Annotated in this window: 12 protein-coding genes; 7 read left to right on the forward strand and 5 right to left on the reverse strand. The window is 33.0% G+C overall.

Annotated elements, in window-relative coordinates; genetic code table 11:
- Window positions 1-170: 170 nt before the first annotated feature.
- The 4 genes from LNP27_RS14415 (at window position 171) to LNP27_RS14430 (ending at window position 4,977) form a co-directional block, all read left to right on the forward strand.
- Entirely contained in the window at window positions 171-515 is a 345-nt protein-coding gene (locus tag LNP27_RS14415; RefSeq protein ID WP_229942330.1) for a hypothetical protein, read from the forward strand.
- 46 nt (window positions 516-561) lie between these two features.
- Entirely contained in the window at window positions 562-2,289 is a 1,728-nt protein-coding gene (locus LNP27_RS14420; RefSeq protein WP_229942331.1) for a phospho-sugar mutase, read from the forward strand.
- 76 nt (window positions 2,290-2,365) lie between these two features.
- Window positions 2,366-4,234 carry an ABC transporter ATP-binding protein gene (locus tag LNP27_RS14425; RefSeq protein WP_229942332.1) on the forward strand — a complete coding sequence of 623 codons (1,869 nt, stop codon included), beginning with the start codon at window positions 2,366-2,368 and terminating at the stop codon, window positions 4,232-4,234.
- A gap of 41 nt (window positions 4,235-4,275) precedes the next feature.
- A complete protein-coding gene (locus LNP27_RS14430; RefSeq protein WP_229942333.1) occupies window positions 4,276-4,977 on the forward strand; it encodes a hypothetical protein in 702 nt (233 codons plus the stop codon).
- A gap of 6 nt (window positions 4,978-4,983) precedes the next feature.
- Here the strand turns inward: LNP27_RS14430 and LNP27_RS14435 are convergent, their stop codons facing one another.
- The 3 genes from LNP27_RS14435 to LNP27_RS14445 all read right to left on the reverse strand — a co-directional run bounded on the left by LNP27_RS14435 (window position 4,984) and on the right by LNP27_RS14445 (window position 9,969).
- Complete coding sequence (locus LNP27_RS14435) at window positions 4,984-5,709, reverse strand: hypothetical protein (RefSeq protein WP_229942334.1); 726 nt, start codon at window positions 5,707-5,709, stop codon at window positions 4,984-4,986.
- A 114-nt stretch (window positions 5,710-5,823) separates the two neighbouring features.
- The gene (locus tag LNP27_RS14440; RefSeq protein ID WP_428979007.1) at window positions 5,824-8,292 is read right to left on the reverse strand and encodes a TonB-dependent receptor; all 2,469 of its coding nucleotides are present in this window, start codon (window positions 8,290-8,292) and stop codon (window positions 5,824-5,826) included.
- 21 nt (window positions 8,293-8,313) lie between these two features.
- Window positions 8,314-9,969 carry a M23 family metallopeptidase gene (locus LNP27_RS14445; RefSeq protein WP_229942335.1) on the reverse strand — a complete coding sequence of 552 codons (1,656 nt, stop codon included), beginning with the start codon at window positions 9,967-9,969 and terminating at the stop codon, window positions 8,314-8,316.
- 208 nt (window positions 9,970-10,177) lie between these two features.
- Between LNP27_RS14445 and LNP27_RS14450 the strand changes: the two genes are divergently transcribed.
- The 3 genes from LNP27_RS14450 (at window position 10,178) to rny (ending at window position 12,545) form a co-directional block, all read left to right on the forward strand.
- Entirely contained in the window at window positions 10,178-10,468 is a 291-nt protein-coding gene (locus LNP27_RS14450) for a hypothetical protein (RefSeq protein ID WP_229942336.1), read from the forward strand.
- 8 nt (window positions 10,469-10,476) lie between these two features.
- Window positions 10,477-10,770 (forward strand): cell division protein ZapA, encoded by a 294-nt coding sequence (locus LNP27_RS14455; protein WP_229942337.1) that lies wholly within the window; start codon window positions 10,477-10,479, stop codon window positions 10,768-10,770.
- Window positions 10,771-10,979: 209 nt separating this feature from the next.
- A complete protein-coding gene (gene rny, locus LNP27_RS14460; RefSeq protein WP_229942338.1) occupies window positions 10,980-12,545 on the forward strand; it encodes a ribonuclease Y in 1,566 nt (521 codons plus the stop codon).
- A gap of 93 nt (window positions 12,546-12,638) precedes the next feature.
- On the opposite strand, the gene LNP27_RS14465 is transcribed toward rny, so the two are convergent.
- The gene (locus tag LNP27_RS14465; RefSeq protein WP_229942339.1) at window positions 12,639-14,180 is read right to left on the reverse strand and encodes a PAS domain-containing sensor histidine kinase; all 1,542 of its coding nucleotides are present in this window, start codon (window positions 14,178-14,180) and stop codon (window positions 12,639-12,641) included.
- A 162-nt stretch (window positions 14,181-14,342) separates the two neighbouring features.
- Window positions 14,343-15,239 carry a site-specific tyrosine recombinase XerD gene (gene xerD / locus LNP27_RS14470; RefSeq protein WP_229942340.1) on the reverse strand — a complete coding sequence of 299 codons (897 nt, stop codon included), beginning with the start codon at window positions 15,237-15,239 and terminating at the stop codon, window positions 14,343-14,345.
- Between the last annotated feature and the right edge of the window lie 212 nt (window positions 15,240-15,451).

Here is a 15,451-nt window from a genome sequence, read left to right on the forward strand (position 1 = left end):
CTTAATTTTGATTTGGCCACGCTCTCCGAAACAAGTTAAAAAGTTCTAAAACAATCTTTAAGAAGAAATATCATTAGATTTTCCAAAGATTTCATGTTCGAATTAGCTCCAATAGAATCAGAGCGTTTGATTTCAAAAATTGTGCCACAAATAGAAGAAGACTGCTATACATGCCTTTTGCGTTTACAGACCAAGGAGTTGCAATGTTATCAAGGGTTCTAAATAGCGAAAAAGCAATTGAGATTAATATAGCAATTATCCGCAATTTTGTAGCTTTAAGAAAATTCGTCTTGAACGACGAAGAACTTAGAAAACGACTAACCGAAATTGAAAATCAGTTTCCAGATATACACAAAGCACTAGATTATCTAGTTGACAAAGATAACGACAGCAACAAAAATACGAAAAGAAACAAAATAGGTTATAAAAATAAAGTTCTAGATTATCTAACTAGCCCGGATAACAGTGAAAATCCTTTTATGCTGGGGTTCAGCATAAAATATTGTAACGAATAGCCGGATTAGCTACTAAAATTTAAACTAAACCAAAAAAAATATAAAAATGGAGATTAAACAAAACATTTTAGATGCGCTGAATGAGTGGCTTACGCCAACTTTTGACACAACTACGCATGAAGCTATTAAGGAATTGATGACTACATCTCCTGCAGAACTAGAAGAAAGTTTTTACAAAAATTTAGAATTCGGAACTGGTGGAATGCGCGGTGTGATGGGCGTTGGCAACAATCGTATCAATAAATATACCCTTGGAAAAAGCACGCAAGGACTTTCTAATTACATGCACAAAGTGTTCCCTAATAAAGATTTAAAAGTTGCTATTGCTTTTGATTGTCGTCATAACAGCAAAACGCTAGCTAAAGTTGTTGCAGATGTTTTTAGTGCAAATGGAATTTCTGTGTATTTATTCTCTGATTTACGACCAACACCTGAGTTGTCTTTTGCAGTTAGACATTTAGATTGTCAAGCTGGAATAGTACTTACTGCTTCTCATAATCCGCCAGAATATAACGGTTATAAAGTATATTGGGAAGACGGTGGGCAGATTGTTCCTCCAGAAGATGAAGCAATTATTAATTTAATTGAAAACCTGAAATACAATGAAATTAAGTTTACTGCTAATGAAAATTTGATTCATTACGTAGATACTGAAGTAGATCAAGCATTTATAAAATCAACTATTGAAAATGCATCTTTTAATACTTCGGCTGCGGCCAAAGAAAATTTGAATATTGTTTTCACTTCTTTGCACGGTACGTCTATCACTTTAGTTCCTGATGTTTTTTCAAAAGCTGGCTACACTAACGTACATATTGTTCCTGAACAAGCGGTTCCTAATGGTGATTTTCCAACAGTAAAATCTCCTAATCCAGAAGAGCCAGAAGCGTTGACAATGGCGACAGCTTTAGCTGAGAAAACCAATTCTGATATTGTTATTGGTACAGATCCTGATTGTGACCGTTTAGGTGTTGCCGTTCGCAATAATGAAGGAAAAATGACTTTGTTGAATGGAAACCAAACTATGTTATTAATGACTGCTTTCTTATTAGAGCAATGGAAAAAAGCAGGAAAAATTAATGGAAAGCAGTTTGTAGGCACTACAATCGTTTCTACTCCTATGATGATGGAATTAGCGACGAATTACGGTGTAGAATGTAAAATAGGATTGACTGGCTTTAAGTGGATTGCTAAAATGATTAAGGACTTTCCAGAGTTGGAATTCATAGGTGGTGGTGAAGAAAGTTTCGGATATATGGTAGGTGATGCCGTACGTGATAAAGATGCTGTCGCAGCTACTTTATTGATTTGCGAAATGGCAGCTCAAGCAAAAGCAAACGGAAGCAGTGTTTATAACGAATTGCTTCAATTGTATGTTGACAATGGGTTCTATAAAGAACATTTAGTTTCATTGACTAAAAAAGGAATGGATGGTTTACAAGAAATCAGTCAAATGATGATTGATCTTAGAGAAAACCCTATGACAGAAATTGACGGACAGCGCGTAATTATGTTGGAAGATTATCAATCATCAACTGCTAAAAACTTGTTGACTGGCGAGATATCTACTATGGATATCCCAAAATCGAACGTGTTAATTTATTACACTGAAGATGGTTCTAAAATTTGTGCTAGACCAAGTGGAACAGAGCCGAAAATTAAGTTTTACATAAGTGTAAACACGACATTAGACTCTCTAGAAGATTTTAAAGAAGTAGAAAGCATTTTAGACAGCAAAATAAAAAACATTATTGCAGGAATGCAATTGATTTAATTAAAATAAAATAATTTTTCTGACAGACCCGACCCGCTTCAAAAACTGGTCGGGTCTTACTGATAAAAAAAATATAATGAGCAATTTCAAGAAAGTACTTCCCTTTATAAATCCGTATAAAAAATACGCCTATCTAAACATTTTTTTCAATGTTCTATATGCGCTTTTCAGTACACTTTCGTTTATGGCATTAATACCAATGATGCAAGTGTTATTTGACCAAACCAAGAAAAATACTATAGCGCCAATTTATGATGGATTTGTTAATACAGATCATTTATTTGAAGATGTAAAAACTTATTTTGAAAACACTAAACTATTTTTAGAAAATTCGCTAAGCTATTACATTACAACAACTACAGCCACAAATGGCGTTGGCTACACATTGTCAATAATGGTTGCTGTCATTATATCAATCTTTTTGTTAAAGAACTTGTTTGACTATCTTGCTATGTTTTTTATTACTTTTTTACGAAATGGTATTTTAAAAGACATGCGTAATGCGATGTACAAAAAAACAATAAACTTACCTTTATCGTTTTTCTCTGAGAAAAGAAAAGGAGATGTTATTTCACGAATTTCTGCCGATGTAAATGAGGTTCAAACTTCTTTTTTATCGATTCTTGAACTTGTTGTAAAAGAGCCTTTAACTATTATTTTTACGATAATCGCTATGCTTTCGATAAGTGTAAAATTGACACTTTTTGTATTTATTTTTATTCCGATCTCTGGTTACATCATATCGTTAATTGGAAAACAATTAAAAAAACAATCTACAAAAGCACAAGAAGAACAAGGTATCTTTCTATCAACTATTGAGGAAACACTAGGTGGATTAAAAGTGGTAAAAGGATACAACTCTGAAAATCATTTTTACAAGGTGTTTCAAGAATCAACACATCGTTTTTTTAACTTATCAAATAGTATTGGAAATCGTCAGAACCTAGCTTCACCAGCCAGTGAATTTATGGGAATTATGGTAATCGCTATATTATTGTGGTACGGCGGTCAAATGGTTTTAATAGAGCAAAGCTTAAACGGCGCCTCATTTATCGCTTACATGGGACTCGCTTATAACATTCTTACACCAGCAAAATCAATCTCTAAAGCTTCTTATTCTGTAAAAAGAGGTAATGCAGCAGCAGAACGAGTTTTAGAAATTTTAGAGCAGGAAAATAAGATTACAAACAAAGCAAACGCTATTAAAAAAGACTCATTTGACACGAATATCGTCATCAAAGACATCAACTTTAAATACGAAGATGAGAATGTTTTAAAACATTTTTCACTTGAAGTAAAGAAAGGGCAAACTGTTGCGCTTGTAGGTCAATCTGGTAGCGGAAAAAGCACCATTGCTAATTTATTGACTCGTTTTTACGACGTAAATGAAGGAACAATTTCCATTGATGGAATTAACATTAAAGATATGAATTTACATTCTCTTCGCGATTTGATGGGACTAGTAACACAAGATAGTATTTTATTTAATGACACCATAAAAGCGAATATTGCTTTAGGAAAACATGATGCTACAGATGCCGAAATTATGGAAGCACTGAAAATTGCTAATGCTTATGAATTTGTAAAAGATCTACCGCTCGGCATTCATACTAACATTGGCGACAGCGGAAACAAATTATCAGGTGGTCAAAAACAACGATTGTCAATTGCTCGAGCCGTTCTGAAAAACCCTCCTATTATGATTCTGGATGAAGCCACATCTGCATTAGATACTGAAAGTGAAAAGTTTGTACAAGTAGCCTTAGAAAATATGATGCAAAACAGAACTTCTATTGTGATCGCTCACCGTCTATCGACTATTCAAAAAGCTGATTTAATTGTTGTGATGAAAAAAGGTAAAATTGTAGAGCAAGGGAAACATGAAGAACTTATGGCACTTGATGGCAATTACAACAAATTAGTTACAATGCAGTCTTTCGAATAACTGTAAAAGTGAAAACAGCTCTAAATTTAAAATCCTTATAGATGTACATTCATAATCCAAGTATAAAACTTCCTGAAGATCCAAACACTATTGTTTGGAAATATCTCGATTTGTCTAAATTTTTGGATTTACTAATGTCTCAGAAGCTATTCATGTCCCGATCGGATAAGTTTGAGGATCAATATGAGGGAACGTTTAGCGAGCCTACTTTTGAGGAAATAAAAAAACTTTCTATTGGCAACCCTGGATTTTTAAAATTCTATAAAAGTCATCGAGAAAAAGTGGCTATCAGCAGTTGGCACATCAATGAATACGAATCATTTGCGATGTGGCAGATATTTACTCAAAATAGTGAAGGCTTAGCGATACAATCAACTATTGGGAGATTGCAGAAATCATTAATTCCAGAAACGAATTTTAAACAATTCATTGGACAAGTAAATTACATCGATTACAAAAAAGAACACATCCCATTTGACGATATGTTTTTCCCTTTCTTATTCAAGCGAAAAAGTTTTCAATATGAAGGTGAAGTCCGTGTGATAACAGACACTGGCAACAGCCCGATCAAAATTAATGAAGGGCTTAAAATTAGCGTCGACATCAATGAGCTAATTGAAAAAATATACATTCACCCAAAATCAGAGAACTGGTATAAAAACCTAGTCATCCAATTAGTGAAGCAACTTGGTTTTGATTTTAAAATTGAAAAATCTGATTTAGAAAGTGATATTTTAATTTAGAAATAATTACAAAACTGGTTCGTAACCTGTTATCTTCCATTCCTTATTAGATAGATCGATGTAGTAATAGTTCACAGCGTCGTTCTTATCGAACTCACCGTTTTTATTGGTGTCTTCAACCGTTCTGTAGTACAATCGGTTTTTAGAGCTTATCAATTTCCAGTCAATTAACTCTTGGAAATCAGTTGATATTTTAGTGAATTTTCCTCCACTAATATCACTTAAATAAAGTGCTTTGATATCGCTAGTATCCAGTTTTCCATCCTTATTTGTATCCATGTCCATCATAGTGTACACCATTACATGATTATTAGTCTTGTCCGCCACTGATTTTAAATAAGTAGCCGTTTGTATCAAAACAGGTTTATCCGTTAACTTATGAATAGAATCTGAATCTATTTTTTGAAATCTTATATTCTGTAAATAACCTGTAATTTCATATTCTCCATAATTAGAAATTGTAAAACTCAAATCATTCACACTTGACGAACCATATCTTGCTTTAATTCCTTTTTCACGAATGCTTAAATCAGCTACTGGATGCAATAAATAATCAGTTCCATCCATCTGAATTGGCAAATCAGCAATTTGTATCTGAGACGAATCTGCTCTAATAGACTCTTTAGCTTTAGCCGTTTGATCATAAGTTACTTTAGGTTTTTCAACTTCTTCCTTGCAACTTACTAAAAGTAAAAATGCCATTCCTATAAGTGATATATGTAGTCTTTTCATATTATAATACTATTAAAATTCAAATGTAATCATTTTTAAAAAACGATCCCGTTATTAAAGGTTCATTTAACTAATTAAATCCATCTAAAGCTTCTAACGAAAGCCTTCGTTAACCTATAACTTCGCTGTCAATTTCACATTAAAAACACGTGTTGTCATGTAATTAGGAATCGCATATTGATTTTTAGAATAGACATCCCTAACCCACGTATTTGTTATTGCATTTTGATTGTTAAAAAGATTAAAAATTTCTAAACCGATCGCTAATTCTTTAAAATTATTCAACCAATCACTTTTTCTTTTTACCATTTTACTATCAATAAACACTTTAGAAAAACCAACATCAACGCGACGATAGTCATTCAGTCGATTTTGGTACAAATATGGATCAGCGTATGACGGCGATCCACCAGGCAATCCAGTATTATAAACTAAATTCAAATATAATTTTAAGCTAGGAATATTAGGCATATAATCTTGAAACAACAATCCAAACTTTAACATTTGGTCTGTCGGTCTGGCAATATATCCTCTGTCACTGCTGTTTTCTTCTGTTTTTAAATAACCAAAGCTAATCCAAGATTCTGTACCAGGAACAAACTCACCGTTAAGTCTTACGTCCAATCCTTGTGCATAAGCCGTAGCATCATTATTAGCCGCATAGCGAATACGAACATTGTCAATTGCATACGTATTTACATCGGTCAGCGATTTATAATAGAGCTCTGAAACCAACTTAAATGGACGATTCCACATTTTGAAACTATAATCATTTCCAAAAACAATATGAACGGATTGCTGCGCTTTAGCATCTGGTTGTACCATTCCATCGGCACTTCTTAATTCTCTGTAAAATGGCGGTTGGTGATACAATCCTCCTGATAATCTGAAAACCATATCCTTTTCCCAATCCGGTTTTATGGCAAATTGTGCTCTTGGACTAAAAGTAGTTTGGGATTTCTCAACGATTCCATCACCTTGCACTCCCCAATTATGAGCCCGCATTCCGGCATTGTACCAAACGTCATTTGAACCTAGAGTCGATCTCAAACTCCACTGAAAGTAACCAGAAAATCTATTTATTGTATTAAAATTAGTTGCACGTATATTTTGGTTCGGAACAAGCGGGCCGGTATAAGAAACATATGGTTGGTCATTTTTAGGTAAATTAATAATAGGGGGATTTATCGAAAAACCTGCGGAATCAATTACCTCCCACTCTATTACGCGATCTCTAATAGACTCACTAGTATATTTAATTCCCCATTCTAGTTGACTTTCTCTCCAGTCATGAAATCCTTTCATCTCTGTATTTACAATTAGCGCGTCTAAATCGTTACGAGCATGATTGAGTTGTGATCCTATTCCTCGCATATGTGATACTTTTCCAAGATTCTCTGAACCAATACCTGAATCCACTTCGCCTAATCTGTATTGCGCGAAAATATCAAAATATTCCTGTTCCAAAGTTTGAAATACAGAACCGATAAACTTTAGAGTAAAATTATCAGAAACATTAAATGTAATTTTCAATGCTCCAAAATAGGTGTCGTATTTATCTTTTTCCTGACCTTCGTAAAAAACAGTTAGTGCCATAGGATTATCTAGGGTTCCAAAATTAGTTTGCCTGCTTAAAGGTTGGTATTGGTATTTATTTTGAGAAATATTCCCTAGAAAACTCCATTGCCATTTAGCAGAAGCTTGATAATTAATATTCGTTTGTATATCTGCAAATGATGGAGTGAAATTTGTTTGAGTATCTTGACTTTTCACCAAAAGACTATTGTTACGATACCTAACACCTGTGACAGCAGACCATTTTTTATCATTAGAAATAGCATCTACATAAAGGCTTCCGCCAATAAAACTCGCTTCGATACCGGCGCCAAATTTTGTTGGCTTCCTATATGTAATATCTAAAACCGAGGATAATTTATCACCAAATTTAGCTTGAAATCCACCGGCAGAGAAATCTACGTTTTGAACCAAATCAGTATTGATAAAACTTAAACCTTCTTGCTGTCCCGACCGAATTAAAAACGGGCGATAGACTTCGATTTCGTTAACATATACTAAATTCTCATCGTAATTACCACCGCGAACTGCATATTGAGTACTCAGCTCATTATTAGAATTTACGCCCGGCAATGTTTTTAAAATATTCTCTATTCCCGCATTAGCACCTGGGATTTTTCGAATCATCTCAGGCTCAATACTTGTTATTCCAAGAACAGATTTTCTATTATTTGACGTAACAAGTACTTCACCCATTTGCTCTTCCTGATCACTCATTACTGGATTGAACTCTTTCTGTTCATTTTCAGTAAAAGTAAAACTTACCGTTATTTTTTTTAAGGAAACATGAGTAAAAACAAGTGTGACTTTCTGTTGTGCCGGAACTCTAAGATCATAAAAACCATTTTGATTGGAGCGTGCAGTCACGTTAAGATAAGAGACATTTACGTTGTCTACCGGTTGATTTTTTTTGTCTAGAATAACACCTTTAATCCTAGCAGTCTGAGCAAATAAAGTCCCGCTCACTAAGAAAAAGAAGAATAACGAAAATAATTGCTTAGTATTCAAATGTTTATTTTTTGATTTCTTTTATTTTCTAAAAAAACGAGTTTCAAAGGTAGTTGAATTCCCTACATTATCGATAACAACAACTTTTAAATCATTAGCACCTTCAGCAACAATTCCGTCCCCAAAAAAATGGGTTAATTTTTTAGTTTTATTGTCATACTCCATTAAAATCCAATTACCATTCAAATATCCATTATATGATTTTATACCTGACAACTCATCACTTATCGAAACTTGAATCGTTTTTTGGCCACTAATCCACTTTCCTTCAATGGGTGAAGCAATACTAATTCTTGGCGCCACAGTGTCAGTTGCCAAAGTATATTTTCCTAAAGTCTTGACTTTCGTGGTAAAGATATTTCCTTTTCTATAAGTTGGATTGTAACTAATTTTATTTCCTTCAATTCTTCCAATAAACATTTTCTCCTTTTGAGCTTCAGGTGATTTTGTATCCTCCATTGTAATTGTAAAATTCGTGTGAGCAGGAACAGTATCCTCATGCAAAAACAAAGTGTCATTTTTCACAGCAAAATTGAATTCAAAATCATCATAAAAAGTCCCTGCAGGAAAAAAAACAGACATATTGGCTAAAGCAAAATTGCTATCTTTATTCGCTTTTATAAAATAATTAGACTGCAAAGGCTCTTTGCTTATTACAGCAGGCATTGTGTCGTACTGAATAGGAATAGCGATTGTTCTTTTATTTCCAAAAAAATCGGAAACTTCAATTCGGTAAATAGAAGCTAAATTTGGAGAAACTTGCAGCACACCTTTGGTCTCATCCGTTTTAATAATACTCAAATTGTACGGATTTTTCATAAAAAGCTTCTGAACTCTTTGCTGCATTTTTTTATATCTCGAATAATCAACTAACGCATTGATATAACGCATTTCATCAAAAGAATAGGTATTAAACTCATATCCGAAATTTGGTTTTCCATTATAAAAAGACTGCACTTTATAAACACCATTGTTATTAAACGAAACATCGTCAGTGTCATAAGTCGAAATTCCGAAACCTACTAACCCATTTGCTACCACTTTGTCAGCTAAATACGTTCCATCTTTTTGTAAAGACAAGTTAAGTAACACAGGTCGTTGAGCTCGGTTAACAGTGGTGTTAGCATTTAAAGGATATACATAAACGCTAGAAACAGTTGGTTTTTTAGAGTCTTTAGAAAATTTATCATAGCCAAAAAGCATCGGGTTTATAACGAATTCTGTTTTTGAATCTCTAAATTCAAAATGCAAATGTGGTCCTTCAGAAGAGCCCGTATTACCTGAAAATCCAATAATTTGACCTTTTTTAACGAGCATTTCGTCTGGCTTGAAAAACATTTCAATCTCAAAATTCTTCTCCTTGTAGTGCGTGTTTTTGATATATTGCTCTATATCTCCATTAGCCATTTGTAGATGACCATAAACCGAAGTATAACCGTTAGGATGGTTTATATAAATTGCTTTTCCATTACCAAAAGTAGAAATTTTAATTCTAGATATATATCCATCGGCTACAGCGTAAACACTCAAACCTTCCTTCTGCTGCGTTTTGAAATCAAAACCAGCATGAAAATGATTGGGTCTCAACTCTCCAAAGTTACCTGACAATTGCATAGGTATATCTAATGGCGATCTAAAATAATCCTTTGGATATTCAGCTTGTGAAATCGCTGACATACTAAGCAACAAAAAAAACACAGAAAATCTCATCGTTTTACATTTTTGCTAAGATAAAAAAAGTATTGAAAACACCGCTATAAAATAAATTTAGCAACTATTTGAATTTCTGATATTTAAATAATTTAATACAAAAAATAAAATAAAATATTGCAAAATTAAAAAGGAATAGTAACTTTGTATGATTATGTAATGAATAAGAGATATAATGAGTGTAATTGCAGAAATTATTGATACTCTTGAAAATAAAGTCGAAAAACTTTTCACTAAAATGAAAAGTATGGAGAAAAATAATCAAGATTTAAAAAACGAATTAATAGAATCTGCAACACTAATACAAACTCAATCACAACAGATTGAAGCGCTGAAATCGCAGTATGAAACACTCAAGATAGCCAATTCATTATTAGGCAGTGACGATAATAAAAGAGATACGAAGCTTAAAATAAATTCATTAATTCGCGAAATTGATTACTGTATAGCACAACTATCAGATTAATAAAAGATATGGACGAAAAGCTTAAAATTAAAATATCGATAGCAGACCGGGTTTATCCGTTAACGGTAGATCCATCTCAAGAAGAAGGGCTTAGGACCGCTTCAAAAAAAATCGATAAAATGATTAAGCAGTTTGAAGAAAATTATGCCGTACGTGATAAACAAGATGTATTGGCAATGTGTGCCCTACAATTTGCTTCACAAACCGAACAAAAACAAATTGATAATGCAATTGATGGTGAAGCAACCATCGAAAGAATTAAAAAAATCAACGCGATTTTAGATCAATATCTCGACAAATAAACGTTCTTTACAAAGACTAAGATACTGCCTACATTAGTTCACATTTGGTAAACTCAACACTAACAATTTAGAATGAGCAAATCATCACTACTAAAGCATGCCACGCTTCGGCGAGGAAACTTGAACAGTGAGTTAGCTCAAAACTTGTCTTTTCGAGTTTATTCAAGCAATTAATGTAGGCTTTTTTTATATATAAATTTTAACAAACTATGGACAACATATTAACGATTATTATCTCAGGATTAATAGGTATTGTAGCGGGTTTCGCAATAGCCAAATTAATAGAAAAAAGCAATATTTCTAACTTAATAAAAAATTCTAAAAAAGAGGCAGCTTCCATATTAAAAGATGCAAATCTAGAAGCTGAAAACATAAAAAAAGATAAAATTCTACAAGCAAAAGAGAAATTTATCGAATTAAAAGCTGAGCACGAGCAAGTTATTTTATCACGTGACAAGAAAGTTGCTGAAATAGAAAAAAGAGTCCGTGATAAAGAGTCTCAAATATCAAATGAGTTATCAAAAGCTAAAAAAGTAAATGATGATTTTGAAGCTAAAACTTTAGAATTCAGTACTAAAATTGAAAATTTAGACAAAAAACAGGCAGAAGTTGACAGACTTCATAAAAGTCAATTACAGCAATTAGAGGTAATATCAGGATTATCTGCAGAGGAAGCTAAAAATCAATTAGTAGATGGTTTAAAAGCAGAAGCTAAAAGTTCTGCAATGGCTCACATACAAGATACCATTGAGGAGGCTAAACTTACCGCACAACAAGAGGCTAAGAAAATTATCATAAACACGATACAAAGAGTTGGTACAGAAGAAGCAGTAGAAAACTGCGTATCTGTATTCAACATTGAATCCGATGATGTAAAAGGTAGAATAATAGGTCGTGAGGGTAGAAATATCCGTGCACTGGAAGCAGCTACAGGAGTAGAAATCATCGTTGATGACACACCAGAGGCAATTATCCTTTCTTGTTTTGACCCAGTTCGTAGAGAAATTGCACGTTTGGCATTGCACAAATTAGTAACAGATGGTCGTATTCACCCAGCGCGAATTGAAGAAGTAGTTGCTAAAACTGCTAAGCAAATTGATGATGAAATTATTGAAGTAGGAAAACGTACAGTTATCGATTTAGGAATTCACGGATTGCATCCTGAATTGATTAAAGTGGTGGGACGTATGAAATACCGTTCTTCTTACGGACAAAACTTATTGCAACACTCCCGTGAAGTTTCTAAACTTTGTGGAATTATGGCAGCTGAACTAGGCTTAAATGTTAAACTTGCTAAAAGAGCTGGTTTATTACACGATATTGGTAAAGTGCCAGATGCAGAAAGTGATTTACCTCACGCTTTACTTGGTATGCAATGGGCTGAAAAATTCGGTGAAAAAGAAGAAGTTTGTAACGCTATTGGTGCTCACCACGATGAAATTGAAATGAAATCTTTACTGTCGCCAATTGTACAAGTTTGTGATGCAATTTCTGGAGCTCGACCTGGAGCAAGAAGACAAGTATTGGATTCCTATATTCAACGTCTAAAAGACCTTGAAGAAGTTGCTTACGGATTTAACGGTGTTAAAAATGCATATGCAATTCAAGCCGGTAGAGAACTTCGTGTTATTGTGGAAAGTGAAAAAGTTTCAGATGATAATGCAGCTACTTTATCTTTTGATATCTCGCAAAAAATTCAAACTGAAATGACTTATCCAGGACAAGTTAAAGTAACTGTTATTCGTGAAACCAGAGCAGTGAATATAGCTAAGTAATATTTCAACTTACATAATGTTAATTCCAAACTCCAATAATTAGTTATTGGAATTTGGAATTTTTTTTTTGGAATCTCCTTTATAATATTCTAGCTAAGATTTTACTTTTTGCTCAATTAAAATATCATTAAAAGTAATTTTAAACGTTGTTCCCACTCCAACTTCACTTGCAACTGAAACAGTACCATTCATGGATTCTATTTGATTCTTTGTAAGGTGTAATCCCAATCCTCTAGACTCTTCGTGATTATGAAATGTCTTGTACATACCAAAAAGATAACTTCCGTATTTTTCTAAATCAATTCCTAACCCATTGTCTGAAATCGATAAGGTTTTCTTACCATCCTCTAGGGCATAAGTATATTTAATTTCGATTGCCCTATTTTTATCAGCGTACTTAATGGCATTTGTTGTAAAATTCAAAAAAACACTTTCTAAGTAGGCAGGATTAAAATCAACACAAGCTTCAGCATCGATTTCGTTAATAATAGATACTTCATTATAGTTTTTTAGATGCTTAATTAAATCTAAAGTTTTGGTAAGATATTGACTCAAATTTAATGACAGAATTGGAATATTAGCGTTGCTTTCTATTTGTACTAATTGCGTTAAATTTGCTATTGTTTCATTCAAATCATTGGAAACACTTCGCAAACTTACCAGCATTTCCTCAATAATGTCTTCCTCATCGTCAGATTCTATAAAATCTAAAATTGTTTTAATATTACCTGCTTGCGTATTTAAATTATGAGAAACAATATGAGAAAAATTAAGTAAACGACTATTTTGTTGACTATACAATTCCATCGTTTTCACTAATTCTAATTCTTTCTCTTTCTGAGCAGAAATATCAGTATGTGTGCCTATTACCCGCAAAGGCTTACCATTACTATCACGCTCAATTACTTTTCCTCTATCTAAGATCCATTTATACTTTCCACTTGATGTTAATACTCTGTGGTAATTTTCGTAAAAAGGAGTTTTATTTTCAAAATGTTCGTGAATGTCTGCGTAGTATTTTTCTAAATCATCTCTATGCACAATTTTATCCCAACGTTCTGGATTATCAAATATATCTAACGAATCCTGCTCCAAGATTTTCATCGATTGAGAGGAATAAAAAACGGTATTAGATGTTAAATTCCAATCCCACACACCAGCAGTTGAGGCTTCAAGTGCGAATTTGAAGCGCTCTTCAGATATTTTAAGTTTAATTTCTTGTTCTTTAAGGTCAGTTACATCCACCACTCTTCCGTAAAAACCAATATTGTCATTGTCATACATTTCAGGTTTAGCGGACATTTTTAACCATCGCAAACCCCTTTTAGGTAATACAACACGAAACTCGCATTCCCATCGGGAAAGAGATCTTTTTGCATGTAATAATGAATCAAAAAATAAGAACCTATCTGATTCAACTATCCTATTATAAACAAGAAATTTATCGCTGTCACTAAAGTGCTCTGAAGTAATCTCAAAAATTTCATTTACTGATTTGCTTACAAAAGGAAATTGATATGTATTATCACGAGTGATTATAAATTCAAATAGTAAATCGGGAATATCATTAAATAATTTAATATAAAAAGCATTCAACTCATTGGTAGTGCCACTCTGCAGAAAGTTAGAAACCATAACATATTATTATTTCTTAATTTAGTATTTACTTTTTTATTCTAGTGTTAAAAATACGACAAATTGATAGTAATTTAATTAAAAAGGAAAATATTATCTACATTTTTCTTTAGATGTGAAAATCCAAAGAAATACTTATCTACTATACCACGCTAATAAAGCCTATTTCCTAGGATGAAATGACTGTAAAACTTCTGTCAAGAATTTTCTATCAAGATGTACATAAATCTCAGTCGTAGTTATTGATTCATGACCTAACATTAACTGAATAGAACGTAAATCAGCACCATTTTCTAAAAGATGTGTTGCAAAAGAATGACGAAATGTATGGGGACTGATAGTCTTTTGTAAATTTATTTGGACCGCTAGATTTTTTATAATAGTAAAAATCATGGCACGTGTTAACTGTCGGCCTCTTCGATTTAGAAACAAAGTATCTTCAAAACCTTTTTGAATCGAAACATGACTTCTAATTGAGTTTTGGTAAATTTCAATGTACTTCTGAGTAACCTCACTTATTGGCACAAAACGCTGTTTGTTTCCCTTTCCTGTAATTTTTATGAATCCCTCTTCAAAAAAAAGATCTGAAACTTTGAGTGTAACCAATTCAGAAACACGAAGTCCACAACCATAAAGCGTTTCAAGCATTGCCCGATTTCGTTCTCCTTCGTTAGAAGACAAGTCTATTGCTTCTATAAGCGAGTCAATCTCGCTTACTGATAAAGTATCTGGAAGTTTGCGACCGGTTTTAGGAGTATCTATTAGTTCTAAAGGATGATCTGAACGATAATCCTCGAATATCAAATAATTAAAAAAACTCTTAAGTCCAGAAATCATTCGGGCTTGAGATCGTGCATTGACCTCTTTGGATACACTATAGATAAATTGCTGCAGCAGCTCCTCACCTATTTTAACTGGAGAAACTTCTATAGCATTTTGATCTAAAAAAAGACACAATCTTTCAATATCAAATGTGTAGTTGTCAATAGTATTTTTAGACAATCCACGTTCGATTCTTAAATAAGATTGATACGATTTGATGTAGGAGTTCCAATTCATATCTACAAAGAAAAGCGAATTTTAGACATAAAAAAAACCTTACTGACAAATGAAGAATTTCAATATTAGAATACGCAATATTAAAAATGTAACGCAAAAATTAATTGATGATTTCTAAAATAAAGCTTCAAACAAAAAAATAGTACAACATGACACCAAAAAGGCATGAAATGAAAAAATATATTTCAGAACAAAATAAAATACTATTTGCG

The sequence above is a fragment of the Flavobacterium galactosidilyticum genome, assembly GCF_020911945.1.
Classification (GTDB): domain Bacteria; phylum Bacteroidota; class Bacteroidia; order Flavobacteriales; family Flavobacteriaceae; genus Flavobacterium; species Flavobacterium galactosidilyticum.

Coding starts and splice junctions, on each gene's coding strand:
- LNP27_RS14450 (WP_229942336.1), top strand. CDS start 10,178: ATGAGTGTAATTGCAGAAATTATTGATACTCTTGAAAATAAAGTCGAA.
- LNP27_RS14420 (WP_229942331.1), top strand. CDS start 562: ATGGAGATTAAACAAAACATTTTAGATGCGCTGAATGAGTGGCTTACG.
- LNP27_RS14430 (WP_229942333.1), top strand. CDS start 4,276: ATGTACATTCATAATCCAAGTATAAAACTTCCTGAAGATCCAAACACT.
- LNP27_RS14415 (WP_229942330.1), top strand. CDS start 171: ATGCCTTTTGCGTTTACAGACCAAGGAGTTGCAATGTTATCAAGGGTT.
- xerD (WP_229942340.1), bottom strand. CDS start 15,239: ATGAATTGGAACTCCTACATCAAATCGTATCAATCTTATTTAAGAATC.
- LNP27_RS14445 (WP_229942335.1), bottom strand. CDS start 9,969: ATGTCAGCGATTTCACAAGCTGAATATCCAAAGGATTATTTTAGATCG.
- rny (WP_229942338.1), top strand. CDS start 10,980: ATGGACAACATATTAACGATTATTATCTCAGGATTAATAGGTATTGTA.
- LNP27_RS14435 (WP_229942334.1), bottom strand. CDS start 5,709: ATGAAAAGACTACATATATCACTTATAGGAATGGCATTTTTACTTTTA.
- LNP27_RS14455 (WP_229942337.1), top strand. CDS start 10,477: ATGGACGAAAAGCTTAAAATTAAAATATCGATAGCAGACCGGGTTTAT.
- LNP27_RS14465 (WP_229942339.1), bottom strand. CDS start 14,180: ATGGTTTCTAACTTTCTGCAGAGTGGCACTACCAATGAGTTGAATGCT.
- LNP27_RS14425 (WP_229942332.1), top strand. CDS start 2,366: ATGAGCAATTTCAAGAAAGTACTTCCCTTTATAAATCCGTATAAAAAA.